The sequence below is a fragment of the Streptomyces sp. HSG2 genome (assembly GCF_016598575.1).
Taxonomy (GTDB): domain Bacteria; phylum Actinomycetota; class Actinomycetes; order Streptomycetales; family Streptomycetaceae; genus Streptomyces.
Genome location: NZ_CP066801.1, coordinates 1,407,296 through 1,422,618, shown reverse-complemented (window position 1 = coordinate 1,422,618; position 15,323 = coordinate 1,407,296). Strand labels below are relative to the sequence as shown.

The 15,323-nt window shown below is 70.5% G+C and carries 12 protein-coding genes and 1 tRNA gene; 7 read left to right on the top strand and 6 right to left on the bottom strand.

Annotation, left to right across the window (positions count from 1 at the left end; genetic code table 11):
- Positions 1-10: 10 nt before the first annotated feature.
- The 6 genes from JEK78_RS05715 to JEK78_RS05690 form a co-directional block, all read right to left on the bottom strand.
- Entirely contained in the window at positions 11-1,018 is a 1,008-nt protein-coding gene (locus JEK78_RS05715; protein ID WP_200262090.1) for an IS3 family transposase, read from the bottom strand.
- Positions 1,019-1,035: 17 nt separating this feature from the next.
- Positions 1,036-1,419: a transposase gene (locus JEK78_RS05710; protein WP_200262091.1), complete on the bottom strand. Its 384-nt coding sequence runs from the start codon at positions 1,417-1,419 to the stop codon at positions 1,036-1,038.
- 89 nt (positions 1,420-1,508) lie between these two features.
- On the bottom strand, positions 1,509-2,453 hold the full coding sequence (locus JEK78_RS05705) for a hypothetical protein (protein WP_200263017.1): 945 nt from the start codon (positions 2,451-2,453) through the stop codon (positions 1,509-1,511).
- On the bottom strand, positions 2,401-2,982 hold the full coding sequence (locus tag JEK78_RS05700) for an ATP-binding cassette domain-containing protein (RefSeq protein ID WP_242483275.1): 582 nt from the start codon (positions 2,980-2,982) through the stop codon (positions 2,401-2,403). Before JEK78_RS05700 ends, JEK78_RS05705 begins: the two co-directional genes overlap by 53 nt.
- A 182-nt stretch (positions 2,983-3,164) precedes the next feature.
- Entirely contained in the window at positions 3,165-3,725 is a 561-nt protein-coding gene (locus JEK78_RS05695) for a hypothetical protein (RefSeq protein WP_200263015.1), read from the bottom strand.
- A gap of 1,181 nt (positions 3,726-4,906) precedes the next feature.
- A tRNA-Arg gene (locus JEK78_RS05690) sits at positions 4,907-4,978 on the bottom strand.
- 120 nt (positions 4,979-5,098) lie between these two features.
- Here JEK78_RS05690 and JEK78_RS05685 point away from each other — a divergent pair.
- From JEK78_RS05685 to rho, 7 genes are all read left to right on the top strand, one after another.
- Positions 5,099-5,587, top strand: coding sequence for a response regulator (locus JEK78_RS05685; protein ID WP_200264007.1), 489 nt, complete (start codon positions 5,099-5,101; stop codon positions 5,585-5,587).
- 119 nt (positions 5,588-5,706) lie between these two features.
- Entirely contained in the window at positions 5,707-7,110 is a 1,404-nt protein-coding gene (gene nrtL, locus JEK78_RS05680) for an ArgS-related anticodon-binding protein NrtL (RefSeq protein WP_200263014.1), read from the top strand.
- A gap of 48 nt (positions 7,111-7,158) precedes the next feature.
- Positions 7,159-8,550, top strand: coding sequence for a diaminopimelate decarboxylase (gene lysA, locus JEK78_RS05675; protein ID WP_200263013.1), 1,392 nt, complete (start codon positions 7,159-7,161; stop codon positions 8,548-8,550).
- Between the two features lie 374 nt (positions 8,551-8,924).
- Entirely contained in the window at positions 8,925-10,217 is a 1,293-nt protein-coding gene (locus tag JEK78_RS05670) for a homoserine dehydrogenase (RefSeq protein ID WP_200263012.1), read from the top strand.
- Between the two features lie 6 nt (positions 10,218-10,223).
- Entirely contained in the window at positions 10,224-11,282 is a 1,059-nt protein-coding gene (gene thrC / locus JEK78_RS05665) for a threonine synthase (RefSeq protein ID WP_200263011.1), read from the top strand.
- A gap of 393 nt (positions 11,283-11,675) precedes the next feature.
- Positions 11,676-12,593 carry a homoserine kinase gene (thrB, locus tag JEK78_RS05660; protein WP_200263010.1) on the top strand — a complete coding sequence of 306 codons (918 nt, stop codon included), beginning with the start codon at positions 11,676-11,678 and terminating at the stop codon, positions 12,591-12,593.
- A 408-nt stretch (positions 12,594-13,001) separates the two neighbouring features.
- Entirely contained in the window at positions 13,002-15,023 is a 2,022-nt protein-coding gene (gene rho, locus JEK78_RS05655; protein ID WP_200263009.1) for a transcription termination factor Rho, read from the top strand.
- Positions 15,024-15,323 lie beyond the last annotated feature (300 nt).

Here is a 15,323-nt window from a genome sequence, read left to right as displayed (position 1 = left end):
GGTCGTGACGCTATGAGATTTGTGGTGTGGGTTCGCGGCGCTTGGCTGGGTCGTTGATCCAGGCGGTCTGGGGTATCTCGGGTGGTCGGGGGCGGCGGCCGAAGCGTTCGGGGTGGCGGGCGTATGCCTCGGCGAGGGTGACGGCCCGCTGGTCGCGGACCTCCTCGGCGGTCCCGAAGTGGACGGAAGCGGGCGTGTGCCAGCCGATGCCCGAATGCCGATGCTCATGATTGTAGTACGCGATGAACGCGTCGAACCACTCGCGGGCGTGGGCCAGTGAGTCGAACCGTTCGGGATAGTCCGACATGTACTTCGTGGTCTTGAACTGTGCCTCGCTGTAAGGGTTGTCGTTGGAGACCTTCGGCCGGGAGTGCGACCTTGTCACTCCGAGATCGATGAGCAGCTGGGAGACCTTCTTGCTCGTCATCGAGGTGCCGCGGTCCGCGTGCACGGTCTCGGGCACGATCCCGTTGCGGGCGATGGTCTCGCGGATCAACTCCTCGGCCCGTCCGGCCGATTCGGCGAGTTCGACGGTGTGGCCGACGATGTAGCGGCTGAAGATGTCGATGATGACGTAGGCGTGGTACCAGATGCCCTTGGCCGGTCCGGCCGTCTTGGTGATGTCCCAGGTGAACACCTGCGACGGGGCGGTGGCCACCAGCTCGGGCACCGTCTTGGCGGGATGGGTGGCCTGGCGGCGGCGCTCACCGGACTGCCCCCTTTCGCGCAGGATCCGGTACATCGTGGAGACGGAGCAGTGATAGCGCCCGGCATCCAGCTCGCGGGCCCAGATCTGCGCGGGTGGCAGCTCGGCGTATTCGTCGCGGTTCATCAACTCCAGTACCGCAGCCCGCTCTTCGGCCGTCAGAGCCGCGGGCTGGACCCGCGGCGAGCGGGGCCTGCACGGTGGCGGGGGCTGCAGCCGGCGGTAGTGGGTGGCCCTCGATCGACCGGTCAGCCGGCACGCGGCCGTCACGCCCAGCCTGCCCTCGACGCCGGTGAACGCGTCGTCGACCACCGGGTCGGCGGCAGCCTTCAGTCCGCGCCCTCGGAGATCATTTCCAAGAGCGCGGAAGCTTTTCCCATTACCTCCAACGCGGCCTTGTTGCGGGCCAGTTCCTTCTCCAGCCGTTCCACCTGGCGGCGCAGTCTCTCGTTCTCCGCCTCGGCAGCAGACTTCTTCGGCCTCGCCGGGCTGGTGCGCTTGTCGACCAGCTTCTCCAGAGCCCCGGCATCCCGCGCGGCCCGCCATTCCTTGACGTGCGAGTGGTACAGCCGCTCGCGGCGCAGGATTGCGCCCTTCTCGTTCTTGGGCGCGGCGTCGTACTCGGCCACGATCCGCAGCTTGTACTCGGGGCTGAAAGTGCGGCGCTTCGGCCGGGGAGCCGGGTCGGATCCGGCAGGCTTGGTGCTGGTCATGAGGGGGTGGTTCTCCTGTCGTGCCCTCTCAGGCTAACCCGCCGAAGCGGGGCGTCTCACCCAAGGCTGACAGAGAGGGACTGACGCGTTCACGTGGTGTAGAGCGATCTGCGCGAGTGCACGGCATAGGTGACGGCCAGCACCCCTGCCGTGCCGACGGCCAGGAGCGCGGCGGCGACGAGCTCTGACACCCGTGCGGGGGCGGGGGGAATGAATCCGCCGACGAACTCCAGGTGTGGGTAGGCGATCGCCATCAGGAGGTTGCGGGGGTCGAACCGGCCCAGGATGGGTACGAGGAAGAAGCCGACCAGGAACACCGGCAGCACATACAGCGGGCGCCGAACGATGAGCGCCGCGCTCATGCCCAGGAGGGCGAAGACCCCGCCGGTTGCGAGCGTCATGGCCAGGGTCGGCAGGGTGTCGGCCGGGGAGAGGTCACCAGGCACTTCGAGTAGCCGGGTGTCGACGCGTCCGCTCACGGCCAGGTGCAGAGCCGTGCTGGTGAGCAGTGTTGCGACGAAGGCCGCCGCGGTCAGAGCGGTGACCGCCGCTGTCAGGGCGACGACCTGGGACAGGAACAGCCTCCGCGGTCCTTCGCGGACCGCGCGGAACTTCAGGGTCTTGTAGTGCGCGTCGCGGGTCGGTGCGATCGCGCCGTAGGTGAAGAAGACGAGCGGACCGATGACGAAGCACAGGACTTGGAGCAGGTTGACGGTGCCTTGCAAGGGGTGGAGGTTGGCCACGGCCTGCCCGGCGCTCTCCCAGGTCTCCTTGAGAGGATCGTCGGTGGGATCGCTGCCGAGGCCGACGGCCCGCTCGAAGGTGTATCCGCCTTCTTGGCGCAGGAACGCCCACTCCTGCCGCAGGCTGTTCACCGCGCTGAGCGCAGTGGCGTACGCGCCCACAGCGAAAGCCGACGCGACCGCCATGAAGCAGACGAGCGTGTACAGGAAATATCGCGACGCCCACTGGTAACGCAGATCAACGCGGACCGTGCGCGCGATGGGCCAGGTACGCGTCTTCGAGCCGGTCACCGGTGGCGTGGTTGAAATCAAGCTGGCTCAGCCCGTTCTCGGATATGGCGAACACATCGTCCGCGACACGGTCGTAGAAGTCGAATTGGTGGCCGGAGGCGACCACGACGCTGTCCTTCTTGAGCTGCTGCAGCGAGGCGCGCAGCCACTGCAGGCTGTCGTAGTCCAGGCCGTTCGCCAGCTCGTCCAGGACGACGTACGAGGGCCGCGCCAGCAGCAGGCCCACGGTGTACAGCTTCTTGCGCTGCCCGTAGGAAAGCGCCCCGGCCGGCTTGCGCAGCGTCGCGCGCTCCAGCACACCGTCCGCGACCGTGCGGACATCTTCCCAGTGGGTCTTCCGGCCAAGGAGGAAGTGCAGGTTGTCGAAGCCGGACAAGTGCGGGTACAGGGCACAGTCGTCGAACACCGGGAAGACGTGCTCACGCACGTCCGCCAGTGGACGGCCGTCGAACTCGACGGTTCCGGTGTGTGTTTCCAGGCCGACCAGGCAGGTGAAAAGGGTAGTCTTCCCGGCTCCGTTCGGGCCCAAGAGGTAGCTGACCCTGCCCGTGCGGAATTCGGCGGAAACGTTGCTCAGAACCGGGTGTCCACCATGGCTCTTCGTAAGGTTCCTGATACTGATCATCGGTGACATCCCGTGTACGGCGCGACGACCGGGCGTCGGAGTATCCACAGGCGCCCCGGCCGCTTACCGCACTCGTACGTGAAACCTTAGCCCTTCCAGTTCCAGGCCCCGGACTTGCCACCCGAGAAGTAGTGCGTGTAATCCGTCGAGTACGCCTTCACATCGCCCCAAGGCGTGGGGACCCCGGCACCGATGGTGTCTTTCGCACGCCACTTGTGAGTCGACGAGGTGGTGTGGTACCGCTTGATCCCGTTGTTCTTCGCGATATTCGGGAAGACGTGCCCGCTCTCCTGCCAGCCCTTCGAGGACGTGACCTTGCTCCCGTTGTAGCCGAAGTACACGGTGTCACGGGTCCACATCAGTGAACTGCCCCGCTTGTACTGTGCCTTCCGGTACCTGGTTGTGGCGGCGGCCCGCACCGAACTGGCTCCGGCTTCCTCCCCCGAGACGTCGAATCCCTCCGCAACCGGCTGGTTGGTGAAGGCCGCCAGTTGTTCCGGGCTCAGCTGCTCCGCCTGGACCATCTGCCCGTCCTCACCGACGGCGATCGGGTCGTCGCCGGCCACCGCGAGGGCCGTGGCGGCGGGCGCCACGACCGCCAGCGCGAGTCCGCAGGAAGCGGTGATGGTCATGAAGCGCTTGTGCACGTGATCTCCATTTGTCGCGGCCATCCCCCAGCACTTCGCGTTGCTCGCAGGTGCTGTGGCCGTCTGGTCACGAATGATCACATCAGGCCCAACCGCCCCATGCCGTGGCGGGCGTCACATTCCCTGCTCAGATGTTCATCAAATGTCAAGATCAACCGGGTTCTATCATGATTCGGGCTTTTTCTGGGTTCTTTGGCCGGTGGGCAAGTCACGCGACGGGAGCAGGCGTCGAACCCTGACCGACACCGAGGGCCGCTCCTCGAGGTGACGGTGACCATCGCGGACGTCCACGACCGCGAGGCCGCCCTTCCCCGCCGGAAACGTTCATGGACAAGCCGGGCCGGCTGCCGAAGCTGCTGTGGGTCGAAGCGTAGACCAGGGCCCGGCGCTGGCGAAGGCGTTCGCCCGCCACGGAGTCCGGGTCGAGGCCTTTGCGGCGCTCGGTCGGGCAAGACGGCTTCGTCAGCGACAGCCGTCCGGCCACCGGACGGTACGGAAACCGGCGGCGTCACCACGCTCTCCGCGGTCGGCACCGACACGAGTTCCTCACGCCCCACCCGTGCCCACTCGACCCGTTCCCGCGTGACATCCGCTCCGCTGAGCCTGTCCCAGGACCTCAGCCCAAGGCTCCAACTCCTGCCTCGCGGGCGCCCGGTGCCACCACATCAACCCCGACACCGACGGCACGTACCCTCCTCGATCAACGACAAGCCATCCGCTGCCTGCCCCTACCCCGCCGCGAGTCACACGCCGTACACGAAGAACCCCCCCGCTCGTCGAACAGAGACACTCCTGCCACAACGCGCTCGGCGTGGGCTGCGCGAAGGGTCGCCAAGACCTGCTTGGCGTTGGTGTGAAGCCCAAGATGGCGCCTGGTGAAGGCTCGGGGGGTGCCTCGCATTGGCCTCGCGTCTCTGACTCGAAGCTCTGCGAGCCTCATCGGGACGGCGCGCGACGCGAATCGGGAGCTGGATGATCTGTCGAAGCGTGGCCCGAGGATGACACGCGAAGCGACGCGGGGTTGCCCACCTCTGCCAGGAGGGAGTGGCTCCGGCAGTGTGTCGGAGGTGCGCCGCGAACTCTGAGAGAGCGAGAGGGCGGGAGTCAGTGAGACTGACTCCCGCCCTCTTCTGTCGGCATCCGTCCTGGTCAGCGCTTGATTTCTGCTGATCCTGGGCGAGTGCCCCCGGCAGGATTCGAACCTGCGCACACGGCTCCGGAGGCCGTTGCTCTATCCCCTGAGCTACGGGGGCTTCCTCGTCGCCCGGGCTGTTGCTCGCGGCGACGGGTAGAACACTACCAGCTCGATCAGCGTGGTCAGGACCGCGTGCTCGGTGGCCGGGGCAGGGGCCGGTGGGCCCCCGGGTGTGGAAGTGGGCAAAACCGGGACGCGGCGGCCGGAGTGGACTTACTCTCTAGTTGTGCCAGGCGCCGCGGGCCGAATCCTTGTGGTCGACGACAACAGGGTCATCCGGCAGTTGATCAGGGTCAATCTCGAACTGGAGGGGTTCGAGGTGGTGACCGCTGCCGATGGTGCCGAGTGTCTGGAAGTCGTGCATCGTGTTCGGCCGCACGTCGTGACTCTCGATGTCGTCATGCCTCGACTCGACGGCCTCACCACCGCCGCCCGGCTGCGTGCCGACCCGCGAACCAGCTCTCTGCCGCTCGCCGTGATCAGTGCCTGCACCCCGGGAGAGGTCGATGCCGGGGTCGAGGCGGGGGTGGACGCGTTCCTGCCCAAACCCTTCGAGCCCGCCGAGCTGGTGCGCCTCGTCGGGCGGCTTCGTTCGCGTGGAACCGGGGAAGCGGGCGGGGTGGCCGCTCCCTGGTCCAGCGCACCGCCCGCGGAGTGGGCCGGCTAGCGACGGCGTCCCGTTTCTCCCGCGAGGGCCGGTCGATTTTCGTCGGCCTCTGTCCACATGCCGGACCGCCGCCAGGCCCGGGCGACACACCTGTCCCCTTCCTCCCATACGCTGGTCACGTGACCCCCGTCGAGCTCTCCCGAACCGTGCTGGACGCCGTGCGGCGTGCCGCCGAGGCGGGAGAGCTCCCCGTGAGTGTGCCGAAGCGGGCCGTGCTCACCACGCCCGGACCAGGGGGGAGCGGCGACTTCGCCACGGCCGTCGCCCTGCAACTCGCCGGTCCGGCCGGCCGATCGGCCCGCGAGGTGGCCGAGGTGGTCCGCGCCCACCTCGTCGAGGCCCCCGGTGTCGCCGAGGTGCGGATCAGCGGACCGGGTTTCCTCAACATCAGCCTGGACGACACCGCGGCCGTCGCGCTCGTCCGGGAGATCCTGCTGCACGGATCGCGGTACGGCTTCGCCCGGACGCCCGAGGCGCCCGAGGCACGCCCCACCCCGGACACGGACTCCGCGGGTGCCTTCCGGGGTTCCGGCGGCGCCGTCGGACTCCACGCGCCGTGCGAGGTCCGGGCGGTCGTCGTCATGGACTCGGTTGCCCGGCTCCTCCGCGCCCAGGGGGTGTCCGTCCTGACCCGGTGCGCGGCGGCTCCGCCGCCGGAGTGGCGGACGGTGCTGGGCGTCGATGTCGACGTCGTGGGCGCGCCGACGGACCGCGTCGTCAGGCCGGTGCCGGTGTCCGGGGATCCACTGCCCCTGGGGCGGGACGCCGCACGGTGGGCCCTGTTGCACCCCGCGGCGCACGACCAAGCCCGAGCGGACGCCGTCCACCTGGCGCAACGAGAGTCCAACCCGCTGTTCCGCGTCCGGTACGCGCACGCCCGGATACGCGCCCTGATCCGCAACGCCGCCGATCTGGGGTTCGGTCCGGATCTCGGTTTCGTCCGGGCATCGGGCCCCGACGCCGACTCCGACGTCGGTGGGATCCCCGAGTCCGCCACCTCACCCGGCCCGAGGCCGGCACCCGACCCCGCGGCCCGCGTCGCGCGCGTGGCGGACCCGCGCGCCGGGCGTCGAGGCCTTGGAGAAGCGTCCCTCCCCGACCGTGGCGAGACGATCGAAGCGGAGGCCGGCGACGGCTCGGCCGTCCTCTCCGGCCCGCCGCGCGGGTACCGGCCGACCGCGCGCCCCGGTCTCCCGGGACACCCCCGGCCCGCCCCGACCCCGGGGCTACCGGACCGGCCCGTAGCCGAGGTGATCGCCGACCACGCCGGTCTCCTGGCCCTCCTCGCCGACCACCCCCGCGTCCTCGCCTCCGCCGCCCGCCGGCAGGCCCCCGACCGGCTCGCACGGCATCTCGTCACCGTCGCCGACGCCGTGCCGCCACTCCTCGCCGACGTCTTGCCACGGGGCGCCGAGAAACCCTCGGCCGCCCACCGTGCCCGACTGGCGCTCGCCGAAGCCGTCGGGCTGGTGCTGGCCGGCGGCCTGTCCCTGCTCGGCGTCACCGCACCCGACCATCTCTGATCCTCAGATTCTCTGAACCCCCTGTTCCTCCGAGGGAAGCCAAGAGCCATGAGCCGTTCCGCCCACCCCGCCGGGCCCCGCCACGCAGACGTCCTGCCCGAGGGCCACTATTCGGCGCCGCCCGCAGATCTGAACCACCTCGACCCCAAGGTCTGGGCTCGGACCGTCGCCCGCGACGCCGATGGCGTCGTCACCGTCGGGGGTCGGACGGTCACCGAGATCGCCGAGGAGTACGGGACGCCCGCGTACGTCCTCGACGAGGACGACTTCCGCGCCCGTGCCCGGGCCTGGCGCGCCGCGTTCGGGGAGGACGCGGACGTGTTCTACGCGGGCAAGGCCTTCCTGTCCCGGGCCGTGGTGCGGTGGTTGGACGAGGAGGGGCTCAATCTCGACGTGTGTTCCGGGGGTGAGCTGACCACCGCGTTGTCCGCCGGGATGCCCGCCGAGCGGATCGCGTTCCACGGCAACAACAAGTCGTCCGAGGAGATCGAGCGCGCGGTGCGGGCCGGTGTGGGCCGGGTCGTCCTGGACTCGTTCCAGGAGATCGTCCGTGTCGCGCACGTGGCCGAGTCCCTGGGCAGGAGGCAGCGGGCCCAGATCAGGATCACCGTGGGTGTCGAGGCGCACACCCACGAGTTCATCGCCACCGCCCATGAGGATCAGAAGTTCGGCATCCCGCTGGCCGGCGGTCAGGCGGCGGAGGCCGTACGGCGGGCGCTGCGGCTGGACGGCCTGGAGTTGGTCGGCATCCACTCGCACATCGGATCGCAGATCTTCGACATGTCCGGCTTCGAGGTGGCGGCGCACCGCGTGGTGGGGTTGTTGAGGGAGATCCGGGACGAGCACGGGGTCGAGCTGCCGGAGATCGATCTCGGTGGTGGTCTGGGGATCGCCTACACCAGCGACGACGATCCCCGTGAGCCGCACGAGATCGCCAAGGCGCTCGGGGAGATCGTCACCCGTGAGTGCGAGGCGGCGGGGCTGAGGACGCCGAGGATCTCCGTGGAGCCGGGTCGGGCCATCGCCGGGCCGACGGCGTTCACCCTCTACGAGGTGGGCACCGTCAAGCGGCTCGACGGCCTGCGGACGTACGTCTCCGTGGACGGCGGGATGTCCGACAACATCCGCACGGCGTTGTACGACGCCGAGTACAGCGTTGCCCTGGCCTCCCGGGCCTCCGACGCCGGGCCGATGCTCGCCCGTGTCGTGGGCAAGCACTGCGAGAGTGGGGACATCGTGGTCAAGGACGCGTTTCTGCCGGACGACCTGGCGCCCGGGGACCTCCTCGCGGTGCCGGCGACGGGGGCGTACTGCCGGTCCATGGCCAGCAACTACAACCAGGTGCCGCGTCCGCCGGTGGTGGCGGTGCGGGACGGCCAGTCGCGCGCGATCCTGCGACGGGAGACCGAGGAGGACCTGCTCCGTCTCGACGTCGGTTGATCTCCGGCGGTGTCCGGTGTCCCCGTGGGGTCGTGTCGGGTCCGCCGGGCGTTCCCCGGGCCCGCCGGTCGGTCCGTCCGCTCCGGTCCCGACCTTCGGGAGGGACCGGTGTCCGGGCTCATCGGCGGGGGCGCGATACTGCCGGTGTCCGGTCGGCCCGCGCCGGTTGGTGTCGCCCCGGGTTCGGTGCGGCGCCTTCGGGAGGGGAGCGCGTGTGGCGGGCTCCGACGGGCGGCTTCGCGGGCGTGGACCCCTGTGCCACCGGGCACGCACGAAAATGGAACAACCGTCTCACAATCCGGAACAACGGCGGAAAACGCCGTCCGGTGAGTGAGACTGGTTCCACCGTCTACGGTCAGAGGAAACGAGGTCGGATGATGCGTACGCGTCCGCTGAAGGTGGCGCTGCTGGGCTGTGGAGTGGTCGGCTCAGAGGTGGCGCGCATCATGACGACGCACGCCGACGACCTCGCCGCCCGTGTCGGTGCCCCGCTGGAACTGGTCGGGGTCGCCGTGCGGCGACCCGACCGCGTGCGTGAGGGGGTCGACCCCGCGCTGGTCACCACCGACGCCACCGCTCTCGTCGAACGCGGTGACCTGGACGTCGTCGTCGAGGTGATCGGGGGGATCGAGCCGGCCCGGACGTTGATCACCACCGCCTTCGCCCACGGCGCGTCGGTCGTCTCCGCCAACAAGGCCCTGCTGGCCCAGGACGGCGCGGCGCTGCACGCTTCGGCGGAGGAACACGGCAGGGACCTCTACTACGAGGCCGCGGTGGCCGGCGCGATCCCGCTGGTCCGCCCGCTGCGCGAGTCCCTGGCCGGTGACAAGGTCAACCGTGTGCTGGGGATCGTCAACGGCACCACCAACTTCATCCTCGACAAGATGGACTCCACCGGCGCCGGCTACCAGGAGGCCCTCGACGAGGCGACCGCCCTGGGCTACGCGGAGGCCGACCCCACGGCGGACGTGGAGGGCTTCGACGCGGCGGCGAAGGCCGCCATCCTCGCCGGGATCGCCTTCCACACCCGGGTGCGTCTCGACGACGTCCACCGCGAGGGCATGACCGAGGTCACCGCCGCCGACTTCGTCTCCGCGCGGCAGACGGGCCGCACCATCAAGCTGCTCGCCATCTGCGAGCGGGCCGAGGACGGCGCCTCCGTCACGGCTCGGGTCCACCCCGCGATGATTCCGCTCGACCACCCGCTGGCCGGCGTCCGCGGTGCCTACAACGCGGTGTTCGTGGAGTCGGACGCGGCGGGACAGTTGATGTTCTACGGTCCCGGCGCGGGCGGATCGCCCACCGCCTCCGCCGTGCTCGGCGACCTGGTCGCCGTCTGCCGCAACCGGCTCGGCGGCGCTCTCGGCCCCGGTGAGTCCGCCTACACCGCGCTGCCCGTCTCCACGATGGGCGAGGCGGTCACGCGCTACCACATCAGCCTGGAGGTCGCCGACAAGCCCGGTGTGCTCGCCCAGGTCGCGACCGTCTTCGCCGAGCACGGCGTGTCCATCGACACGGTGCGCCAGCAGGGCAAGGACGGCGAGGCGTCCCTCGTCGTCGTCACGCACCGCGCCCCCGACGCGGCGCTGGCCGCCACCGTGGCGGCGCTCAGCAAGCTCGACACCGTGCGTGGTGTCGCCGGCATGATGCGGGTTGAAGGAGAGTAACGAGCGATGACCCACCAGTGGCGCGGAATCATCGAGGAGTACCGGGACCGGCTGCCGGTGTCCCCCACCACGCCGGTCGTGACGTTGCGCGAGGGCGGTACCCCGCTCGTGCCCGCCCGGGTGCTCTCCGCTCGCACGGGCTGCGAGGTCCACCTGAAGGTGGAGGGGGCCAACCCGACCGGGTCCTTCAAGGACCGGGGCATGACCATGGCCATCAGCAAGGCGAAGGAGGAGGGGGCCAAGGCCGTCATCTGCGCCTCCACCGGCAACACCTCCGCGAGCGCCGCCGCGTACGGGGTGCGGGCCGGCATGGTCGCCGCGGTGCTGGTCCCCCAGGGCAAGATCGCTCTCGGCAAGATGGGGCAGGCGCTCGTGCACGGGGCCAAGATCCTCCAGGTCGACGGGAACTTCGACGACTGCCTCGCCCTCGCGCGCGCCCTGAGCGAGGACTATCCGGTGTCGTTGGTCAATTCGGTCAACCCGGTGCGCATCGAAGGGCAGAAGACGGCGGCCTTCGAGATCGTGGACATGCTCGGCGACGCGCCCGACATCCACGTCCTGCCGGTGGGCAACGCCGGGAACATCACCGCGTACTGGAAGGGATACCGCGAGTACGCCGCGGACGGCGTCGCCGGCCGTACCCCCCGCATGTGGGGCTTCCAGGCCTCCGGCAGTGCCCCCATCGTGCGGGGCGAGGTGGTCAAGGAGCCCACCACCGTGGCCACCGCCATCCGGATCGGGAACCCGGCCTCCTGGTCGCGGGCCCTGGAGGCTCGTGACGAGTCCGGGGGGACGATCAGCGAGGTGACGGATCGTGAGATTCTGCGCGCCTACCGGCTGTTGGCCGCGCAGGAGGGGGTGTTTGTCGAGCCCGCCTCCGCCGCCTCGGTGGCCGGGCTGCTGAAGGCGGCCGAACAGGGCCGGGTCGACCCGGGTCAGACCGTCGTCTGCACCGTCACCGGCAACGGGCTCAAGGACCCCGACTGGGCCGTCGCCGGAGCCCCCCAGCCGGTCGCCGTCCCGGTCGACGCGGCGACGGCGGCCGAGCACCTCGGCCTGGCCTGAACGAGCGGGTCGTACGGGCGCCGTGCCCCTCCCCGTACGCCCGGGGCGCGGCCCCGCGTCCCCCGATCGGGCGTAGGGAGGCGTAGGGAGACCCCCGACCGGGGAGGGTCCACGTGGGGGTTGCACACCGGGCTCGCGACACGCATCGTGCGCCTCCTGTGCGCCCTATGTCGTCCGTCAACTTTCCTTCGATAGGCTGTACCGAACGGTCCGCCGTACCCGTCTGGCATCGGGAGCGGGCCTCGCCGTCTCCATGCCCGGTCGGCGGCCGGGGCACGGCCGACCGTCCCCGAGCGAGCGGTGGTCCGGATCCCCGAAGTCCCCCCCCGTACCCCACCGCACGTTCTCGCAAGTCATTCGACCATCACGCAGCTCAAGGAGAGTCAACGAGCGATGGCCGGTCCAGCGTTCCGCGCCGCCGCCGTCCGGGTGCGCGTCCCCGCCACCAGCGCCAACCTCGGCCCGGGCTTCGACGCCCTCGGCCTCGCGCTGGGTCTGTACGACGACGTGGTCGTCCGGGTGGCCGACTCCGGGCTGCACATCGACATCGCCGGGGAGGGCGAGGACACCCTGCCGCGCGACGAGCGGCACCTCCTCGTCCGCTCCCTGCGCGCCGCCTTCGACGTCCTCGGCGGCCAACCGCGCGGATTGGAGATCGTCTGCGCCAACCGTGTCCCGCACGGCCGCGGCCTCGGCTCCTCCTCCGCCGCCATCTGCGCCGGCATCGTCGCCGCCCGCGCCGTGACGATAGGCGGGGAGACGCGGCTCGGCGATGCCGCCGCCCTCGACCTCGCCACGGAGATCGAGGGGCACCCCGACAACGTCGCGGCCTGCCTGCTGGGCGGGTTCACACTGTCCTGGATGGAGGGCGGAACGGCCCGGGCGATCAGGATGGACCCCGACGATTCCGTCGTTCCGGTGGTTTTCGTCCCCGGCAAGCCCGTTCTCACGGAGACGGCGCGCGGTCTGCTGCCGCGCGCCGTCCCGCATGTCGACGCCGCAGCCAACGCCGGTCGCGCCGCCCTGCTCGTCGAGGCGCTGACACGCCGTCCGGAACTCCTGCTCCCGGCCACGGAGGACCGACTCCACCAGGACTACCGCGCGCCCGCCATGCCGGAGAGCGCCGCGCTCGTGGAGCGCCTGAGGGCCGACGGGGTGCCCGCCGTGATCTCCGGCGCGGGGCCCACCGTCATGGCCCTGGCCGACGCGGACACCGCCGACAAGGTCGAGGCCCTCGCCGGTCGGGACTGGGCCGCGAATCGACTGGACCTGGACCGACGCGGGGCCAGTGTCCTGCCGCTGGCCCCTTGACACACGGTTGCCGGACGACGAGAGGGGGAATGTTTGTTGGATCCGGTAGTGTTAACCTCAAGTCCGCACCCGACCTCACCATGGCGAGGTGCCTCGTGTCCCCCTCCGGGACAGACATTCTTCCGGGAGCTCCCCAAGTCGCCCTGTGTGGTGGATGCCGTACGCGGGCAGTACGGCCTACACCGACACTGAGTGGCCCACCGGGCACGCTCCGGAGCCGGTGCCACCACGCCGCGTGACACAGACACTGGGTGCCGCGGCGCACGGAAGCGCCATCACCGGAAATCTCTTCCGCCGCAGAGGCGGACCACCGCCCCGGCGCGGTTCGGACAGCAAGAACCGAAGCCGGACAGCACAACCGGTCGCCGAGCCAGACAGGCCGACGTCCGCTCCAGGGAAGGACCCTTCGTGAGCGACACCACCGATCTGATGGGCGCACGTGTCGAGGAGACCGCTGCAGCGCCCTCCACGGACGCCTCCGCGCCTGCCACTGGTGCCGGCTCGCGGCGGCGCCGCGGCACCGGCCTGGAGGGCATGGTGCTGGCAGAGTTGCAGCAGGTCGCCTCCGGCCTGGGCATCAGGGGCACCGCGCGGATGCGCAAGAGCCAACTGATCGAGGTCATCAAGGAGGCGCAGGCGGCGGGCGGAGCGCCCGCCAAGGCCGACGGCGCCTCCGAGGCCAAGCCCAAGCGTCGCGCCACCTCCCGCACCCGCACGGGCGAGGAGGGGGCCGAGGAGGAGGCGCCCCGGGCCGCCCGGGCCGCCAAGGGCGGCAAGGCCGCCGCGAAGCCGGAGGAGACCTCCGCCGGCGCTCCCGCGGGCGCGTCCGGCGGGCAGCAGATCGAGATCCCCGGCCAGCCCGCCGGTGGCCGCGCGGGCGACGCCGAGCGCGGGGGAGAGGACGCCCCCGTCGAGCGTCGCCGCCGGCGCGCCACCTCCGAGGCCGGGGGCGGCACCGACACCGTCGTCGCCGAGACCAAGGGCGAGACCCGGGTCGACGCGACCTCGCAGCAGGCGGGGCAGGGGCAGCAGCAGGACGCCCGCTCCGAGGCCGGCGAGGGCCCCGGGGAGAGCCGTCGTCGTGACCGCCGCGAACGCGGTCGCGACCGTCGCGGCAAGGGCGACGACCAGCAGGCCCAGGGCGGCGGCGGTCAGCAGCGCCAGCAGGGCGGCGGCGGTCAGGGCGACGACGACTTCGACGGCGGCCGACGGGGTCGCCGGGGTCGCTACCGGGACCGGCGGGGCCGGCGCGGTCGCGACGACGTGTCCGAGCCGCAGATCGCCGAGGACGACGTCCTGATCCCCGTCGCGGGCATCCTGGACATCCTCGACAACTACGCCTTCATCCGGACCTCCGGCTACCTGCCCGGCCCGAACGACGTGTACGTCTCCCTGGCTCAGGTGCGCAAGAACGGTCTGCGCAAGGGCGACCACCTCACCGGTGCCGTCCGCCAGCCGAAGGACGGCGAGCGTCGCGAGAAGTTCAACGCGCTGGTGCGACTGGACTCGGTCAACGGGATGGCACCCGAACACGGCCGCGGTCGCCCGGAGTTCAACAAGCTGACTCCGCTCTACCCGCAGGACCGCCTCCGTCTGGAGACCGATCCGGGTGTGCTGACGACGCGGATCATCGACCTCGTCTCGCCGATCGGCAAGGGTCAGCGCGGGCTCATCGTGGCACCGCCGAAGACCGGCAAGACCATGATCATGCAGGCGATCGCCAACGCCATCACGCACAACAACCCCGAGTGCCACCTGATGGTCGTCCTCGTCGACGAGCGTCCGGAAGAGGTCACGGACATGCAGCGGTCGGTCAAGGGCGAGGTCATCTCCTCGACCTTCGACCGCCCCGCCGAGGACCACACCACCGTCGCGGAGTTGGCCGTCGAGCGGGCCAAGCGCCTGGTGGAGCTGGGCCACGACGTCGTCGTCCTGCTCGACTCGATCACCCGCCTGGGCCGCGCCTACAACCTGGCCGCCCCGGCCTCCGGGCGCATCCTGTCCGGTGGTGTCGACTCCACGGCCCTCTACCCGCCGAAGCGCTTCTTCGGCGCGGCCCGCAACATCGAGGACGGCGGCTCGCTGACCATCCTCGCCACCGCCCTGGTGGACACCGGGTCCCGCATGGACGAGGTCATCTTCGAGGAGTTCAAGGGCACCGGCAACATGGAGCTCAAGCTCGATCGGAGGCTCGCCGACAAGCGCATCTTCCCGGCGGTCGACGTCGACGCCTCGGGCACCCGCAAGGAGGAGATCCTGCTGGGTGCCGAGGAGCTCGGGGTCGTGTGGAAGCTGCGCAGGGTGCTGCACGCACTCGACCAGCAGCAGGCGATCGAGCTGCTCTTGGACAAGATGAAGCAGACCAAGTCCAACGTCGAGTTCCTCATGCAGATCCAGAAGACGACGCCGACCCCCGGGAACGGCGACTGACCACACAGCGCGCCGTCGGGCGTCACACAGGGCCACCCCGTCACCTCTGGTGACGGGGTGGCCCTGTTTCGGTGCGCGATCGACCGTTTCGAGCGATCTTCGCCACATCCGACTCGCTCCCGACGGATCGGGCAACGATCACTTTTGGGGCCGAAATCCCTTGCTCGCGCCGGACGTTGGGGCGTGCTCCGTCCCCTCGCGGCCGCCCGCGGGGCCCGGCGGGTCACATCACGGTCACAGCCGGGCGTGCGACCCTGCCCCGAGTTCCGCCGTTCGAGTGATGGAGGGACGATGGTGCGG